Raw genomic sequence first — 15,857 nt, forward strand, 5'->3', positions numbered from 1 at the left:
GACCTCACCAAAGATAGAAAAGCGCAAAGATGAACACCCAGACGAGATCGACGAAGTGCCAGTACAGGCCGGTGATTTCGACGATTTCGTAATGCCCCGTCCGGCTTGTGAAAAAGCCGCGCCGTCCGACGTCGAAATCTCCCCGAAGGACCTTTCGCGCAATCGCGATCAGGAAGATCACGCCGATCGTGACGTGGGTGCCGTGGAAGCCGGTGATCATGAAGAAGCTTGCGCCGAACTGCGCCGCCCCCCAGGGATTGCCCCAGGGCCGAACGCCTTCCATGATCAGCTTGGTCCATTCGAAGGCCTGCATTCCGACGAACGTTGCGCCGAATGCCGCCGTGGCGAACATCAAGGCCGCGGTCTTCACGCGGTCGCGGCGGTAGCCGAAATTGACGGCCATCGCCATCGTCCCGCTGCTGCTGATCAGGATGAAGGTCATGATGGCGATCAGAATGAGCGGGATCTCCTTGTCCCCGATCCTCAGGGCGAAGACCTCGCTGGGATTGGGCCACGGCACGGTCGTGGACATTCGCGCCGTCATGTAGGAGAGCAGAAAGCAACTGAAAATGAAGGTATCGCTGAGGAGGAAGATCCACATCATGGCCTTCCCCCAGGACACGTTCTTGAAGGCGCGCTGATCCGAGGACCAATCGGCGGCGATGCCTCGCCAACCTCCTTCCCGCGCCGGCGGCTCCAGATTGTTTATCAGCGCCGTTTCTGCCATCTCGTCCTTGCCTCCCTAGCTCAGCAACTGGCGGCAGATTTCCACGACATTGTCTGTCCAGCCCGTCAGCAGTCCGAGCAGAACCAGCCAAACGAGCAGCAGGAAGTGCCAGTAGATGGCGCAGAGCTCCACGCTCAGCCGTACCTGTGTCGCCGGCGCGCCATGCCACACCTTGGCGGTCGTTCTGCCGAGGGCCACCAGACCGCCCATCAGATGCAGCCCGTGCACAGCGGTGATCAGGTAGAAGAACGAGTTGGCCGGATTGGACGCGAGGAAATACCCCGCAGCGCTCAGCGCACGCCACGCCAGAAGCTGTCCAATCAGGAATGTCGTGGCGGATGCTCCGCCTGCGCACAAACCGAAGATGACGCCGGCGATGTCGTTCCGGCGCGCGGCCATGTGTGCCCCCAGCAGCGCCACGCTGCTCAGGACCAGGACGGCTGTATTAAACCACAGCAGCCTTGGTATCGGCAGTGCTCGCCAGTCCGCCATGGTCATGCGCATGGAGTATGCGCTGATGAAGAGCGCGAACAACGAACCAACGACCGCCAGTAGAACACCCAATCCGATCTTCGCGGCGGGCGGCGATGAGGCGCTCTCCTCGCGATGATCGACCATCACGCCTTGCTCCAGCCATGGCTTGGCTGTCAGCCGCTGCTGCGAGAGCCACCAGCCCGCGATCGCCGCTAGTCCAGCCATGAACAGGATAATGGCGCTCACGGGTGGGCCCCTTGCGCCGCCAAGCGGGTCGGCGGTTCATTTTGCGGCACGAAATCCCTCGCGGCGCCGGGGACGCTGTAGTCATAGGCCCAGCGATAGACGATCGGCAGCTCCTTGCCCCAATTGCCATGCCCCGGCGGGGTTTCCGGCGTTTGCCATTCCAATGATGCGGCGCCCCAGGGATTGCCGCCCGCCTCCTTTCCTTTGAACAGGCTCCAGACCAGATTGAACAGGAACACGAGCTGCGCAAAGCCGACGATCAAAGCCGCCACGCTCATGAATGCATTGAGATCATGGGCAGATGCCGGAACAAAGGCGGTCTCGCCGATGTCGTGATAACGGCGGGGCATGCCGAGCAGGCCCAGATAATGCATGGGGAAGAAGATCGCATAGGCTCCAAGGAACGACACCCAGAAGTGGAATCGTCCAAGCGCCTCGTTGAGCATCCGCCCGGTGATCTTCGGGTACCAATGATAGATGCCGCCGAACACGGCCATGATCGGCGCGATGCCCATCACCATGTGAAAATGAGCGACAACGAACATCGTATCCGACAACGGAACGTCCACGACCACATTGCCAAGAAACAGGCCGGTGAGGCCCCCGTTCACGAAGGTGATGATGAACGCCAGCGCGAACAGCATCGGGATGGTGAGATGAATGTCGCCGCGCCAAAGGGTCAGGACCCAGTTGTAAACCTTGATCGCGGTCGGAATAGCGATGATGAGCGTCGTGGTGGCGAAGAAGAACCCGAAATACGGGTGCATGCCGCTCACATACATATGGTGCGCCCACACGATGAAGCTGAGGGCACCGATTGCGACGATGGCCCAGACCATCATGCGATAGCCGAAGATGTTCTTTCGCGCGTGAACGCTGATCAGATCGGAAATGATGCCGAAGGCGGGCAAGGCAACGATGTAGACTTCGGGGTGACCGAAGAACCAGAACAGGTGCTGGAACAGGATCGGGCTGCCGCCGCTATACTTCGTCAGCTCACCCATCTCGACCAGCGTCGGCATGAAGAAGCTGGTTCCCAACAGGCGGTCGAGCAGCAGCATGACCGAGGCCACGAACAGCGCCGGGAAGGCGAGCAGCGCCATGACGGTGGCCGTGAAGATACCCCACACCGTGAGCGGCATGCGCATCAACGTCATGCCGCGCGTGCGCCCCTGCAGCACCGTCACCACATAGTTCAGCCCGCCCATGGTGAAGCCGATGATGAACAGGATCAGGGAGGACAGCATGAGGATGATGCCCCAATCCTGCCCGGGCGTGCCGGAGAGAATCGCCTGCGGCGGGTACAGCGTCCAGCCTGCGCCGGTGGGGCCGCCCGGCACAAAGAAGGTCGAGGCCAGCACCAGGACTGCGAGCAGGTACACCCAGTAGCTCAGCATGTTCACATAGGGGAACACCATGTCGCGGGCGCCGACCATCAGCGGGATCAGGTAGTTGCCAAAGCCTCCCAGAAAGAGCGCGGTGAGAAGATAGACCACCATGATCATGCCGTGCATGGTGATGAACTGCAGATACTGGTTCGCATCGATGAAGGAGAACGTGCCGGGGAATCCGAGTTGCAGCCGCATCAGCCAGGACAGCACCAGCGCCACCATTCCGATCGCCATCGCCGTGACCGAATACTGCACGGCGATAATCTTGGCATCCTGCGAAAAGACGTACCTCGTCCACCAGCTTCGCGGATGATAGAGCTCGACCTCGCCCACTTCGGCCGGCGGGATGCCTGCGACTGTGTCCAGCGGAATATCGACCATTGGAATTACCCCCTTGGTCTTCGCCTTGGTAAGGAGTCCACCTTTACGAGATGCGGCGGCTCCTCGCAGCGTTCACTTGCTCTCTGTCTTGTAAGCGGCCTTGGTCACGTTGCGCTGCCCTGACAACTCGGCGAACGTCCGCTGCTTGTCGAGCCAAGCGTGATAGTCTTTCTCTTCGTCGACGACGACCTTGCTCCGCATCTGCGCATGTGCGACGCCGCAGAGCTCCGCACAGAGCACATCGAATGTTCCGGCGCGGGTGGGCGTGAACCAGTAGTAGGTCACCGAGCCCGGGATCATATCCATCTTCGCGCGGAATTCGGGCACGTAGAAATCATGCAAGACGTCGATCGAGCGGAGCAACACCTTCACGGGTTTCCCGACCGGGAGGTGCAAGTCGTCGTTTTGAACGACGATGTCGTCTTGTCCGTTTGGATCGTCGGGACGCAATCCCATCGGGTTTTCGGGGCTGATGATGTGCGCATCCGAAGTTCCGAGCCGCCCATCCTTGCCAGGCAACCGGTAGCTCCATTGCCACTGCTGTCCCATGACCTCGACTTCGGTCGCACCGGCCGGCACCGTGACGAACTGATGCCAGACCACGAGCCCGGGTGCCAACATGGCGGCGACGCCGACTGCTGTCGCAACGGTCAGCCAGGATTCCAGCTTCTTGTTTTCGGGATTGTATTCGGCCCTGTGTCCCTCCTTGTGACGAAAGCGGAATACACAATAGGCCGTGAACAGGACGACTGCGGAGAACACCGCTCCGGTGATCCAGAATGTCAGAGTGATCGTATCGTCGATGTAGCCCCAGTTTGAGGCAAGCGGCGTCCACCACCACGGGCTGAAGAGGTGAAACAGCACCGAGGCAACTGCAACCAACAGCAGTACGATAGCTACAGCCATAACTAATCCCCCTTGCCATTCAAGGCCAGGAGACGAACGAAGGGCGGAACTCACGTTAGAGCGATGGCGTCTCGTTCACCATCGCAGCGCCTTTGCCTTCCCATTCTTCCGGTCACGACCTTCGAACATCACCGGAGGTCGAACGTCAGGACCGCAATCTCAAACGCATTCTCTTCGGAACTGGGAGCGTTCAGTCAGCAATGATGATATTCGTCGCGCCCGGCGTCAATAGAGTTGAAGCGCGCTTCCTACCTTGGCCGAGGCGCACGCGGCCGATCCGCGACATGCAGCAGAACGCTCCTCGCGCATCAATCAGCTGACGATGCGTTGCAACATAAGGTTGTTGCAGATGCACAGACCCAATCCGCTTTGCTTCTGCCCGGCATCGCGCTAACTTTGCTCCAACGGTCGCGACAGGTGTTGCCCGACAAAGCTCCTTTTCGTCGACCTTGGTTTGCCGGGCTCGATCGCGATTTTCGCGCACGAGACGGTTGCGCCCGTTTTCGAGGGCACCTCCGTTTCCTGCAACCACCGGCAAGGAGGCCGGAGCCATGGCCACAGTATTCGCAAGGCCCAGACTGCAATTATTTGGCGTCTCTACCACCTATGTCGTTCGCAAGATCAGCCTTTCCGACCTGGTCGACGCGTTGCGCCTGGGCTGGGAAGACTTCAAAGCCGTCCCAACTCACGCCATCGTGCTGTGCGTGATTTATCCCGTCCTCGGACTTGTCCTCTTCAGATTGGTCCTTGGCCATTCGGTGCTGCCGTTGCTCTTCCCGCTCGCAGCCGGTTTCACCCTGATCGGCCCGTTCGCCGCGCTCGGCCTCTACGAACTCAGCCGCCGTCGCGAGCGCGGCGAAGAAGCAGCAGCCTGGGATGCCATGCGCGTGCTGCGCGCACCGTCCTTCGGCGCCATCTTCGAGCTCGGCGTTCTCCTTCTCGTTCTATTCGGCGTCTGGATCGCCGCCGCTGATGCGATCTACATTACCATTTTCGACTATGCTCCAGCCGCCAGCATCCCCGATTTCGCGCGGCGCGTATTGACAACATCGGAAGGTTGGTCGCTCATCATCGTAGGCTGCGGCGTCGGCTTGCTGTTTGCCCTGATCGCCCTGTGCGTCAGCGTCGTCTCGTTTCCACTGATGCTGGACCGCCACGCGACCGCGATCGACGCGATCCGCACCTCGATGCAGGCCGTGATGAGAAACCCGATCGAGATGGGTGTATGGGGATTGATGGTTGCGGCTTTGCTGGCGGCGGGTTCACTGCCGTTCTTCGTCGGCCTCGCCGTCGTTCTGCCGGTGCTCGGTCATGCCACCTGGCATCTTTATCGGAAGGTGGTCGAGCCTGACCCGAATCCCAGGGAAGAAGAACAGCCCCGCCCACCGATAGGCCACCGCTACGCGGCGGATTTCCCGGCCTCACTGTTTCCGTGGAGCCGCGAACGTTAGCCGGAGCAGCAGCGAGCGGCCCGATCGCGCGCTCAAAACAATTTGGGATGCCGGCGGCTGGCGATGCCGATCCAGGTCGACCACGTCGCAAAGGCGACCAGCATGACAACTCCGACGGCGCTGAGGACGATCTGGGCCGCAGCGCCGCCGGAGATCCGCACCAGCAGCATATGGGCGCCCAGCGACAGCAGGACGCCCACGCAATAGATTTCCAGCGAGTTCTCGCCGCAGCGGATGGCGGCACGAAGCACCGGATTGGCCAGCCCCTCCCATTTTTCCGGAACGAAGCGCGCCACAAGAATGGCGATCGCCAGAAAGTGCACCAGCCGCAACGGATCGAGATCGGACTTGTCGATCGGATAGATCATGCTGGCAATGGCGCGCGGAAGCATCGTCTCGGGCGGCTTGATGCTCCAGCCCAGTGCAACGAACAGAGCGAACAGCAGATAAAGAACAGCAAGACTCACCGGCATGGGGGAGGTCACGAGCTGCTTCAGCCGCTTCCGCCCGCCAACCACCCACCACGCGCCGAGCACGACCAGCAATTGCCAGGCGAACGGATTGAAGTACCAGTCCTAGCTCGGCCATTGTCGCAGATTCCAACCGAACAGATGGACCAGCACGTAAAGCAGAAAGGACATCGCCAGAGCGATATCGGGACTTTTGACCAGTAGCCATAGCAGCCCTGCAAACAACAAACGGAAGACAATGAACGTCGGCAGAACGTCGGTATTGACCGGCCGATATTGCAGGATAGCGGCGTGGGCAAGGGCCGCGGCCGGCTGCTGCAGCAGAACTCTGACATTCGTCGCATCCGCGAAGTCGTCAATGCCGTTGATGTATACGGCGACAATGATGGCGACGATCAGCGTGATGAACGCGACATAAATGTCCCAACCTCGCCGCAGCGTGTGGCTGAGGGTGGCCCACCAACCATGGCTGCGCTGGATCTTGCCGTAGGCCAATGCGCAGGTCACACCGGAGATGAACATGAAGATCTCGGTGGTGTCACTAAAGCCGTAATGGCTCAGCGTCAGCCAGCTGCAGACATTGCCCGGAATATGATTGATGAAGACGAACCAGAGCGCGACGCCGCGGCACGCGTCCAGGCGAAGATCGCGCTCGACGTCAGCTTGGTCTGCAATTCCATCGTGACCGGCCGGCCGCAACGCGCCGTTATTCCTTCTCTGTCGTGGTCGTCAGACCATAGCCCGGCCCGGCTTTTCGCAACAGCGCCTGTCGGGTTTCCAGCCGTCTTAGCTCGCCGTCGCCGCCGTCCACTGGACGAGCTTGCGCGCCAGGGCATCGAATGCCTTGTCGAAGGCCGATGTCGCTTCCGCCGGCGAAACCGCGCTGATCGGCGCCGTCTCCTTGAAGATCTGGGCCGCCTTCAGCTTGCCTCCGGCATCGACGATCTTCGCCGACAGCGCGATGACCGCCTGCGAATCCGGCGAACGCACAATGTCGAACTGCCGCAGGTCGATCAGGAGCCGCAGGCCGCTTTCGGAGAGATTGTCCGCCCGAACCGGGGCATGGGAGATATCGTAGTTTTCAAAACTCTGCAGCAGCTTGGCCTGAACCAGGATCGGCAGATTGTCGCTCCATTGCGCATCGACAAAACCATCGGGCTCATCGGCGGCCGCGAACAGAAAACGCTGAGTCTGCAGCCGCGCCGTTGCGGTCGGCTCGGCGATCGCAAGCCCCGCGACCAACGGACCGTGCGGCGTCTCGAATTTATCCGCAGCCTTGAGATCATAGGTGATCTTGCGCGGCGGCGTGCCGCCGCCGGTCATGCGCTCCAGCCCGGCCACGATGCCGTCGAGCTTCGGCGTGTTGCGGGCGAGGCCGTCGGTGAAGGTGCTGAGATTGGTGATCGCATCGTGCAGCGGCGCGGCGTTCTCGGAAAGGACAGCATCGACCTTGCGCAAGGCATCGCGCGCGGCCTGCGTCATGCTTTGGCCCGCGGCCTTGTCGGCGATCAGTGGCCCGCGCACCGGCGGGGCACCGGCATTTTCCCCGCCCTCAAGCGCAACCACCGGCACGCCGGTCAAACCCTGAAAGTCCAGGCCCACCTTGGTGTCGGAACGAACCGGCGTATGTTCCGCGACCGCAATGGTGGCATGAACGTTGTTCGGCCGATCGGCGACGAGGTCGAGCGAGGTGACCTCCCCGACGCGAATGCCGTTGAACAGCACGGCCGCGCCGACCAGGAGCCCGGGCACTGGGCCGTTGAAAACGACCTCGTAGCTCTCTCGCTTGCCGATTCCGCCGGCATTCTTGAGCCAGTAGACGAAGCCGAACACGGCGACGATCCCGGCCAGCACGAAAGCGCCGACGACGATGGTGGGTGCGCGTGTTTCCATGATCTGTCCTTTGCTCAGGCCTCGAGGTGGAGCATCTGGGCACGAGCGCCGTGGAAGTAGGCCCTCACCCAGGGGTGATCGGACTCCAGCACCGCCCGCAGTGGTCCGATCGCCGCGATCCTGCCATCGGCCAGCGCCGCGACGCGATTGCAGATCGCCGCCAGGGAATTGAGGTCATGGGTGATCATGAAGACGGTGAAGCCGAGCGTGGCCTGCAGCGTCTTGATCAACGCGTCGAATTCACCCGCGGCAATCGGATCGAGACCAGAGGTCGGCTCGTCCAGGAACAGTAACGGCGGATCGAGCGCGAGCGCGCGCGCCAGCGCAACGCGCTTGGTCATGCCGCCGGAAAGCTCGGATGGAAACTTGTCACCATCGGCGGCGGAGAGGCCCACCATTTCGAGCTTGGCGTTGGCGACCTCATCGAGCAAGGCCGGCGACAGGCGCGCCGCCTCCCGGAGCGGGAACTGGACGTTCTGACGGGCGTTCAGCGCCGAGAACAAAGCGCCCTGCTGAAACAGCACGCCGCGTCGCATCCCGCTCCCGTTCACGGCTTGCGGAAACTCGATCGCTCCGCTGCGCTTCGGCAGCAGCCCGATCAGGGTGCGCATCAGGACGGACTTGCCGCCACCGGAGGCACCGACGAGACCAAGAATCTCTCCTTTGCGAATGTCGAGCGAGAGGTGATCGATCACCACGTGCGGGCCGAATCCGACGACGAGATCGCGGATACAGATGGCCAACGAATCCGGAGCCATCGCTACATTCCGATCGATGCAAAGAAGACGGCGAACAGCCCGTCGAGCACGATCACGAGGAAGATCGACTTCACCACGGACGACGTCGTCTGCAAGCCAAGAGACTCGGCGCTGCCTTTGACCCGGAAGCCCTCGCAGGCTGCCACCACGCCGATGACGAGCGCCATGAAGGGCGCCTTCAACATGCCGACCTCGAAGCTATTCACCGAGACGGCCTCGCGCAACCGCGCGATGAAGATCACCGGGCTCATGCCGCCATAGAGCCAGGCGACCAGGCCGCCGCCATGGAGCGCGGCCATCGATCCCAGGAAGGTGAGGATCGGCAGTGCGATCACCAGCGCTGCAACCCGGGGGAGGACGAGCACCGAGATCGGGTCGACGCCCATCGTGACCAGCGCGTCGACCTCCTCGCGCATCTTCATGGAGCCGAGCTCGGCCGTGTAAGCGCTGCCCGAACGCCCCGCGACCATGATCGCGACGATCAGCACGCCGATCTCGCGCAGGACCAGAATCGCGACGAGATCGACGACATAGGAATCGGCGCCGAATTTGCGGAAGTGAAAGATCCCCTGTTGGGCGATGATGGCGCCGATCAGGAAGGTGATCAGCGCCATGATCGGAATCGCCTGCCAGCCGACCCGGCCGAGTTGGTAAACCGTCGGTATGAAGCGGAACGAGGCGGGATGGCGGAGCGTGCGCAGCAGCGCGAGGCCGAGCGCACCCAGCATATCCAGGAATGACGCGGCATCGTCGGCGAAGCTGCGCGCCTGCTCGTCCAGCCATTTGGCAAAGGGTCTGGCGCGCCCGATGACCGGCGTCTGCCTGTTCAGCTCCCGGACCTCGCGCAGCAGTCCTGAGTAGGAGTCGGGCACCCCGACGAAGCTGGCCTCCGCCGGCCCAGCGCCATGACGCGCAAGCTTCTCAAACAGCCAGGCCCCGACGGTATCCATCGCAGTAACGTCGCTGAGATCGATGGCCTGTGGCGCCTGATGCCGGACGTCGCTGCAGAGCCGCTCCAGCGTCTCCACATGCGCAACCGTCCAGGCGCCGCCGGGGGCAAGGACGCGGGGATCGCCGGCTGCGGCCTGCAACGTCGGTGTGTCGGTCAAGCGAAGCTCCATGCGAAGCACGCTAGCGTGAGCAGGCCGCTTGTCCTTGACGTAACGCAAAGGCCTGTGTCACGTCCGCCTGGCCACCACGCGGTTCAACCACGGTGTCGAGACGGTTCGCCATCCGCCGGCGCAAGGTTGAGCGACACGGTGGAAATACCCGGCTCTCGGGAATTGCTTGTCACGTCGAAGCCCAGTTCGCGACACATGGTGAGCATCGTGGTGTTCTCGTTCGACACTTCACCGAACAGAGACGTCAATCCTTCCGCGCGCGCGTAATCGATCAGCAGCTGCATCAGCTCCCAGCCGAGCCCCCGTCCCTTCAAGTCACTGCGAAGCAGAATGGCGTATTCAGCCTTCTCGTAGTGCGAATCCGAGTGCAGCCGCACGATCCCGATCACTTCGCCGGTTCCAGGATCGATCGCCACGAAGGCCATCGCCCGCGCATAATCGAGTTGCGTCAGCCGTGCGACGAACGGGTGTGGAAACTCCTTGATCGGATGCAGGAAGCGCAGCCTGAGGTCTTCTGGGGAGACCTTGCGCAGAAGTGCGATGACAGCCGGCTCGTCCTCCGGTCGCATGGGGCGCACATCAACCCTCCAGCCGCCCTTCAACTGCAGCCGTCGTTCCCATTGCGTCGGGTATGGCCGGATCGCAAGCCGCGTCTGGCCGGCAAACATCCTGGCCGGCGGTCGGATGGCAACGCGCGCGTCCAGTGCCACTACGCCGCTCTCATCCGCAAGCAGCGGGTTGATATCGAGCTCATGGATTTCCGGAAGGTCGGACGCGATCCGCGACAATTTCACGAGCGTCAGTGGGATGGCATCGGCCGGCACGGCCGGAACGTCGCGATAGGCAGCCAGGAGCCTCGCAATTTCGCTTCGGCCGACGAGATCACGCGCCAAATTCAGATCGAGCGGCGGCAGCGCCAAAGCCTTGTCGCGGACGATTTCGACGGCAGTGCCACCACGGCCGAAAGCCACGACCGGGCCAAAGGTGGGGTCGTCGGCAATGCCAAGGATCAATTCACGGGCGGACCGACGCACGATCATCGGCTGAATCACCACGCCGTCGATACGCGCGTTTGGCTGCGCCCGCATGGCTCGCCCGATGACCGCTCTGGCGGCAGCACGAACCTCATCCCTGGTGGCAAGGCCAAGCATGACGCCGCCGACATCCGACTTATGAGAAATATCGCGGGAGAGGATTTTCACCGCAACGTCTTGGCCCTGGGCGAGGAACGGCTCTGCCCTTGCGACAGCATCCTCGGCGTTGCGCGCAGCCAATGTGGGCACGATCGGAATCGAATAGGCCGTAAACAAGCCGGCGATTTCGATCGGATCGAGCCAGGCCCGATTGTCCTTCAATGCGCCCTGAACGATCTTTCTGGCTGCACCAACGGCCGGCGTGAACAAGGATGACACATTCAAGGGGGTCGCCATCAATGCGTCCGTCGCTTCGCGGTGCCGCACCAGATAGGTGAAGGCCCGCACCGCATCGTCCTCGGTCTGAAAGTGAGGAATCTGCGCCTTGTCGAAGATCGGCGCCACGGTCCGGTCGGTTCCCGCCCAGGTGGCCAGCACGGGCTTGCTCAGCAGCCCGTTGCGTTCGCGATGCTCGCTCACGCGGCCGGCAACGGCTTCGGCAATGTCTGTCGCCGGCGCGACCGCCGTCTCCACGTTCATCACCAGGATCGCATCGCTGTCGCGGTCGCCGAGCAGGATGTCGAGAGCCGCGACATAACGTATCTGGTCGGCATCACCGGCAATGTCGATCGGGTTGGTCCGCGACCAGATCGGCGGCAACACGGCATCGAGCCGCGCGGTCACCTCATTGCGGAGCGCAGCCGCCCTGCCGCCGAGTTCCGCAAGGCGATCGACGGCAAGGATTCCGAGCCCGCCGCCGTTTGTCAGAATCGCCAGATTCCTGCCGCGGGGCGGGCAGCCGGGCCGGCCGAGCAGTTCGGCGCAGTCAAACAACTCGCGCAGATCGAAAACGCGTAGCAGCCCTGCCCGCCGGAACGCCGCATCATAGACTGCATCCGATCCCGCCAGGGCGCCGGTGTGCGTGGCCGCGGCCTTCGCGCCCTGCGGCATCCGCCCGGATTTGACGACCACGACCGGCTTGACGCGCGCCGCGGCCCGGGCGGCGGACATGAACTTGCGAGCGTCCTTGACGGACTCGACATAAAGGAGAATCGCGCGCGTCCGGTGATCAAGCGCGAAATAATCCAGAAGATCTGCAACATCGACATCGAGCTGGTCGCCGACCGAAACGACACCGGAGAAGCCGATGGATTTTTCCGCGCCCCAATCAACCATTGCGGCCGCAATCGCACCCGATTGCGCGATCAGCGCCAGCGAACCGAGGGCGGGATGGCGGGCGGCAAAGCTGGCATTCAGCCCCAGCGCGGGGAACATGATGCCGAGGCAGTTTGGCCCGATGATACGAACACCATGCGCGCGGGCGGCATCCAGGACGGCGGCGGCAATGGATCCCTCGCCGTGACCGAGGCCGGACGAGATGATGACGGCTCCCGCGGCTCCGCGCGCGCCGGCCTGCGCGATGATATCAGGGATTGCGGCAGCCGGCGCGGTGATCACGACCAGATCAGGCACGAACGGCAGCGATGCGATATCGGGGTGCACCGGCTCGCCGTCGATCGACGCGTAGTTGGGATTGACGATGCCGACCTCGCCGGCAAAGCCGGCCTTCTCCAGATTGCGCCTGATGAATTTGCCAAGCGACGATGCGCGCGGGCTGGCTCCGACGACCGCAATGCTGCGCGGCATCAGCGTCCGCTCCAGGCCGAACGTCGACACTACGCATCCTCGAAGGGAAGCGCGCCCGGAAACTGACGCACGGCGGATCGTTCCATCGCACGCATGACATCCTCGCGCGCAATGATGCCGAGCAGCTTTCGCTGCTCATCGACGACCGGAATGCTTCTGATACGATGCTCCACCATGAGCTGCAGCACACGCTGCAGTCTGGTTGCCGGATCGACGGTGACAACATCGCTCGACATGATCTGCTCGACGGTCGCGGCCATGCCGTCCGCATAATGCGGAAGCAGCTGCGCCTGTGTGAATGCAAAGACCTTCAACGCATCCGTCTTCGATACGACGCCGATCAACAGGCCGTCCCTGACCACCGGGTAGGCATTGAAACCATCGACGGCAAACAGGCGATAGAGATCCGCGACGGTGGTATGCGGCGTCACACTCCTCACCCTGCTCACCATGTTGCTCGCGACGGTTTCCTCGAGAAATTCATACATGACCATTCTCCGCGTCCGAGCGCACCGCCTCATTTGCGAAGCGACGGGATCAACTTCTCAAGTGTATCCTTATGCAGGGCGCGGAAATGAAGGTTGACCAGGATCAACCCAGGGAATGAATATCTGGCGGAGCATAAGCGAGGGCATAATCGGGTGACTTGTCATGTACGCCATGGTGCTCGCAGCGCGCGGCGCGCCTCTTGTGTTTCAAGAGCGGCCTGATCCGGTTCCGGGACCGGGTGAAGTTCGGGTCAAGATCGGCGCATGTGGCGTCTGCCGGACCGATCTGCATGTCGTCGACGGCGAGCTGCCCGATCTGCATTATCCGATCATCCCCGGTCACGAGGTTGTCGGCCGCGTCGACGAGCTGGGTTCGGGCGTCACAGAGCCGTCATTGGGAACCCGCATTGGCATTCCCTGGCTTGGCTCGACCTGCGGCGTGTGCCCTTACTGCCGCATGGACAAGGAGAATCTCTGCGACCGGCCACAATTCACCGGCTATACGCGCGACGGCGGTTTCGCCAGTCACATCGTTGCTGACGCCAGATACTGCTTCCCGCTCGGCGAGCATGGCGACGACGCGGCGCTGGCGCCGCTGCTTTGCGCAGGGCTGATCGGCTGGCGGTCGCTGGTCATGGCGGGCGAGGGCAAGCATCTCGGCATCTACGGATTTGGCGCTGCTGGACACATCGTCGCGCAGGTCGCCCGGTGGCAAGGGCGATCGATCTATGCGTTTACCCGCAAAGGCGACGAGCAGGCTCAGTCGCTTGCTCGCTCTTTGGGTGCGGAATGGGCCGGCGCATCGGAAGATCGGCCGCCGGTCGAGCTCGATGCCGCGATCATCTACGCGCCGGTCGGAGCGCTGGTGCCGCTGGCCTTGCGCGCGGTGCGCAAGGGGGGCCGGGTGGTCTGCGCCGGCATCCATATGTCGGACATTCCCGCCTTCCCCTACAGCATTCTCTGGGGCGAGCGACAGATCCTCTCCGTTGCCAATCTGACTCGCCGGGACGGCATCGATTTCCTCAACACTGTATCCCGGACCAACATCCAGACCCACACCACTGTGTTTCCGCTCGATCAGGCGAACGAAGCGCTGGCGCGGCTGCGTGAGGGCCGGCTGGTGGGCGCGGCGGTGCTCCGGCCATGATCAGACCGGGACGGATCGATGATCGCGAGGCCGATCAAGGTGCGGTGCTTGCCTTCATGGATGAGCGCGTCCGTCACGGCGTCGCGAAGCGGGTGGATACTCATATTTCTGTGGTTTTTCTCGAGCCGGATCGTGTCCTGAAGATCAAGCGTGCTGTCCGTCTGCCCTTTCTCGACTATTCGTCGCTCGCCAAGCGCAGGCAGGCCTGCCAGGACGAGCTCGTGGTCAACAGGCGCTATGCCCCCCAGATCTACCGGCGCGTCGTTCCGATCACCAGGGGTGCGCAAGGGCTGGAGATCGATGGCACCGGACCTGCGATCGAATGGGCCGTCGAGATGGCGCGCTTTGATGAAAGCAGGACTCTCGACCATCTCGCCGCCCGTGGCGCCGTCACGCCGGAGCTCGGTGAGGCGCTCGCCGATGTGCTTCGCAGTTCACACAAGGCGGCAGAGACGTCCGACGGCGCTGCATGGCTCGCCTCCATCGCCACTCTGATCGATCGCAACACCGAGAAGTTTCGTACCCAGTCGTCGCTCGAAAGCGATACGGTCGAGCGGCTGCACGCCCTGAGCCAGCAATGGCTGGCAGAGTGCCAGCCCACTTTGCGACAGCGCGCCGCGGCAGGATGGGTGCGGCGCTGCCACGGCGATGCGCATCTCGGCAATGTCGTCCTGATCGGCGAGCAACCAGTGCTGTTCGACGCGATCGAGTTCGATCCTGCGATAGCGACCACGGACGTGCTCTATGATCTCGCTTTCCCGCTCATGGACCTGATCCATTTCGGATCGCATCGCGCAGCGAACCGTCTGCTGAACCGCTACCTGGAGCCAAATTGGCGCGATCACAGCGATGCGATGCGGCTGTTGTCGTTGTTTCTCTCGATCCGGGCGGCGATCCGCGCTCACGTGCTATTCACGAAATGCGAGCAGGCCACCGACGTTACGGTAGCAACCGAGGCGAAATCCTATTTCGAGCTGGCGCTGCGGCTGATCACGCCGTCGCGGCCCTCGATCGTCGCGATCGGGGGAATGTCCGGGACAGGCAAGAGCGCCTTGGCGCGCGACATTGCCGGCTTGTTGCAGCCGGCGCCGGGCGCCATCATCATTCGCAGCGACGTCATCCGCAAAGAGCTGTTCGGCGTCGATCCGCTGACCGCGCTGCCCAAGGAAGCTTACCAGGCAGACGTCACCCAACGCGTCTACCGGACGATGTTCGAGCGCGGACGTCAGATCACGAAACAGGGGTTTTCTGCAATCCTCGACGCAGCATTCCTGCGTGAAGCAGAGCGTGATGCGCTCGATCGAGAGGCCCGCGACTGGCCCGCCACGTTCCGCCCGGTCTTTCTGACCGCAGATCTGGCCATCCGCTTGTCCCGCATAGCCTCCCGCCGCGGCGACGCTTCCGATGCCACGCGCGATGTCGCCGCTCAGCAGGAACACTATGCGCTCGGACAAGTCGGCTGGCCGCTGATCGACGCGTCGGGATCGACAGACGAAACGCTGCAGCGAAGCGCCGCTCATCTGCTTGGTGACCGGACCCGTCCGGACGCGTGTTTAAGGAAAGATACGGAATAGTCTCGCCCCGGGCTCCATGGCAGGCTCGACAGCAATCATGGAGCTAGCCG

The 15,857-nt window shown here is 62.6% G+C and carries 13 protein-coding genes and 1 pseudogene; 3 read left to right on the forward strand and 11 right to left on the reverse strand.

The window, feature by feature from the left end; all coding sequences use genetic code 11:
* Positions 1 to 4 precede the first annotated feature (4 nt).
* From P6U24_RS30515 to P6U24_RS30535, 5 genes are all read right to left on the reverse strand, one after another.
* Positions 5 to 727, reverse strand: a complete 723-nt coding sequence (locus tag P6U24_RS30515) for a heme-copper oxidase subunit III family protein (protein ID WP_407156132.1) — start codon at positions 725 to 727, stop codon at positions 5 to 7.
* Positions 728 to 742: 15 nt separating this feature from the next.
* A complete protein-coding gene (locus P6U24_RS30520; RefSeq protein WP_407156133.1) occupies positions 743 to 1,447 on the reverse strand; it encodes a cytochrome c oxidase subunit 3 in 705 nt (234 codons plus the stop codon).
* Positions 1,444 to 3,219 (reverse strand): cbb3-type cytochrome c oxidase subunit I, encoded by a 1,776-nt coding sequence (locus tag P6U24_RS30525; RefSeq protein ID WP_407156134.1) that lies wholly within the window; start codon positions 3,217 to 3,219, stop codon positions 1,444 to 1,446. Before P6U24_RS30525 ends, P6U24_RS30520 begins: the two co-directional genes overlap by 4 nt.
* A gap of 72 nt (positions 3,220 to 3,291) precedes the next feature.
* Positions 3,292 to 4,125 carry a cytochrome c oxidase subunit II gene (locus P6U24_RS30530; RefSeq protein ID WP_407160648.1) on the reverse strand — a complete coding sequence of 278 codons (834 nt, stop codon included), beginning with the start codon at positions 4,123 to 4,125 and terminating at the stop codon, positions 3,292 to 3,294.
* Between the two features lie 190 nt (positions 4,126 to 4,315).
* Entirely contained in the window at positions 4,316 to 4,678 is a 363-nt protein-coding gene (locus P6U24_RS30535) for a hypothetical protein (protein ID WP_407156135.1), read from the reverse strand.
* Here P6U24_RS30535 and P6U24_RS30540 point away from each other — a divergent pair.
* Positions 4,677 to 5,576: a DUF2189 domain-containing protein gene (locus P6U24_RS30540; RefSeq protein WP_407156136.1), complete on the forward strand. Its 900-nt coding sequence runs from the start codon at positions 4,677 to 4,679 to the stop codon at positions 5,574 to 5,576. The two genes, P6U24_RS30535 and P6U24_RS30540, sit on opposite strands and share 2 nt — an antisense overlap.
* A 32-nt stretch (positions 5,577 to 5,608) precedes the next feature.
* On the opposite strand, the pseudogene P6U24_RS30545 reads toward P6U24_RS30540, so the two are convergent.
* From P6U24_RS30545 to P6U24_RS30570, 6 genes and pseudogenes are all read right to left on the reverse strand, one after another.
* Positions 5,609 to 6,745: pseudogene (locus tag P6U24_RS30545) on the reverse strand (OpgC domain-containing protein).
* An 87-nt stretch (positions 6,746 to 6,832) separates the two neighbouring features.
* Entirely contained in the window at positions 6,833 to 7,939 is a 1,107-nt protein-coding gene (locus P6U24_RS30550; protein WP_407156137.1) for an ABC-type transport auxiliary lipoprotein family protein, read from the reverse strand.
* Between the two features lie 14 nt (positions 7,940 to 7,953).
* Positions 7,954 to 8,697 (reverse strand): ABC transporter ATP-binding protein, encoded by a 744-nt coding sequence (locus P6U24_RS30555; protein WP_407156138.1) that lies wholly within the window; start codon positions 8,695 to 8,697, stop codon positions 7,954 to 7,956.
* A gap of 2 nt (positions 8,698 to 8,699) precedes the next feature.
* Positions 8,700 to 9,806, reverse strand: coding sequence for an MlaE family lipid ABC transporter permease subunit (locus P6U24_RS30560; RefSeq protein ID WP_407156139.1), 1,107 nt, complete (start codon positions 9,804 to 9,806; stop codon positions 8,700 to 8,702).
* A gap of 95 nt (positions 9,807 to 9,901) precedes the next feature.
* Positions 9,902 to 12,628, reverse strand: coding sequence for a GNAT family N-acetyltransferase (locus P6U24_RS30565; RefSeq protein WP_407156140.1), 2,727 nt, complete (start codon positions 12,626 to 12,628; stop codon positions 9,902 to 9,904).
* A complete protein-coding gene (locus P6U24_RS30570; RefSeq protein WP_407156141.1) occupies positions 12,628 to 13,086 on the reverse strand; it encodes an HPP family protein in 459 nt (152 codons plus the stop codon). Before P6U24_RS30570 ends, P6U24_RS30565 begins: the two co-directional genes overlap by 1 nt.
* A gap of 163 nt (positions 13,087 to 13,249) precedes the next feature.
* On the opposite strand from P6U24_RS30570, the gene P6U24_RS30575 reads away from it, so the two are divergent.
* Entirely contained in the window at positions 13,250 to 14,233 is a 984-nt protein-coding gene (locus P6U24_RS30575) for a zinc-dependent alcohol dehydrogenase family protein (RefSeq protein WP_407156142.1), read from the forward strand.
* Entirely contained in the window at positions 14,230 to 15,807 is a 1,578-nt protein-coding gene (locus P6U24_RS30580; protein WP_407156143.1) for an AAA family ATPase, read from the forward strand. The genes P6U24_RS30575 and P6U24_RS30580 overlap by 4 nt, the downstream gene beginning before the upstream one ends.
* Positions 15,808 to 15,857: the final 50 nt, after the last annotated feature.

The sequence above is a fragment of the Bradyrhizobium sp. STM 3557 genome (genome assembly GCF_045571465.1).
GTDB lineage: Bacteria > Pseudomonadota > Alphaproteobacteria > Rhizobiales > Xanthobacteraceae > Bradyrhizobium.

What these genes read in the sequence shown, in the direction of transcription:
- P6U24_RS30515 (WP_407156132.1), bottom strand. Translation starts at nt 727, where the DNA reads ATGGCAGAAACGGCGCTGATAAACAATCTGGAGCCGCCGGCGCGGGAA.
- P6U24_RS30575 (WP_407156142.1), top strand. Translation starts at nt 13,250, where the DNA reads ATGTACGCCATGGTGCTCGCAGCGCGCGGCGCGCCTCTTGTGTTTCAA.
- P6U24_RS30550 (WP_407156137.1), bottom strand. Translation starts at nt 7,939, where the DNA reads ATGGAAACACGCGCACCCACCATCGTCGTCGGCGCTTTCGTGCTGGCC.
- P6U24_RS30555 (WP_407156138.1), bottom strand. Translation starts at nt 8,697, where the DNA reads ATGGCTCCGGATTCGTTGGCCATCTGTATCCGCGATCTCGTCGTCGGA.
- P6U24_RS30530 (WP_407160648.1), bottom strand. Translation starts at nt 4,125, where the DNA reads ATGGCTGTAGCTATCGTACTGCTGTTGGTTGCAGTTGCCTCGGTGCTG.
- P6U24_RS30540 (WP_407156136.1), top strand. Translation starts at nt 4,677, where the DNA reads ATGGCCACAGTATTCGCAAGGCCCAGACTGCAATTATTTGGCGTCTCT.
- P6U24_RS30535 (WP_407156135.1), bottom strand. Translation starts at nt 4,678, where the DNA reads ATGGCTCCGGCCTCCTTGCCGGTGGTTGCAGGAAACGGAGGTGCCCTC.
- P6U24_RS30570 (WP_407156141.1), bottom strand. Translation starts at nt 13,086, where the DNA reads ATGTATGAATTTCTCGAGGAAACCGTCGCGAGCAACATGGTGAGCAGG.
- P6U24_RS30525 (WP_407156134.1), bottom strand. Translation starts at nt 3,219, where the DNA reads ATGGTCGATATTCCGCTGGACACAGTCGCAGGCATCCCGCCGGCCGAA.
- P6U24_RS30580 (WP_407156143.1), top strand. Translation starts at nt 14,230, where the DNA reads ATGATCAGACCGGGACGGATCGATGATCGCGAGGCCGATCAAGGTGCG.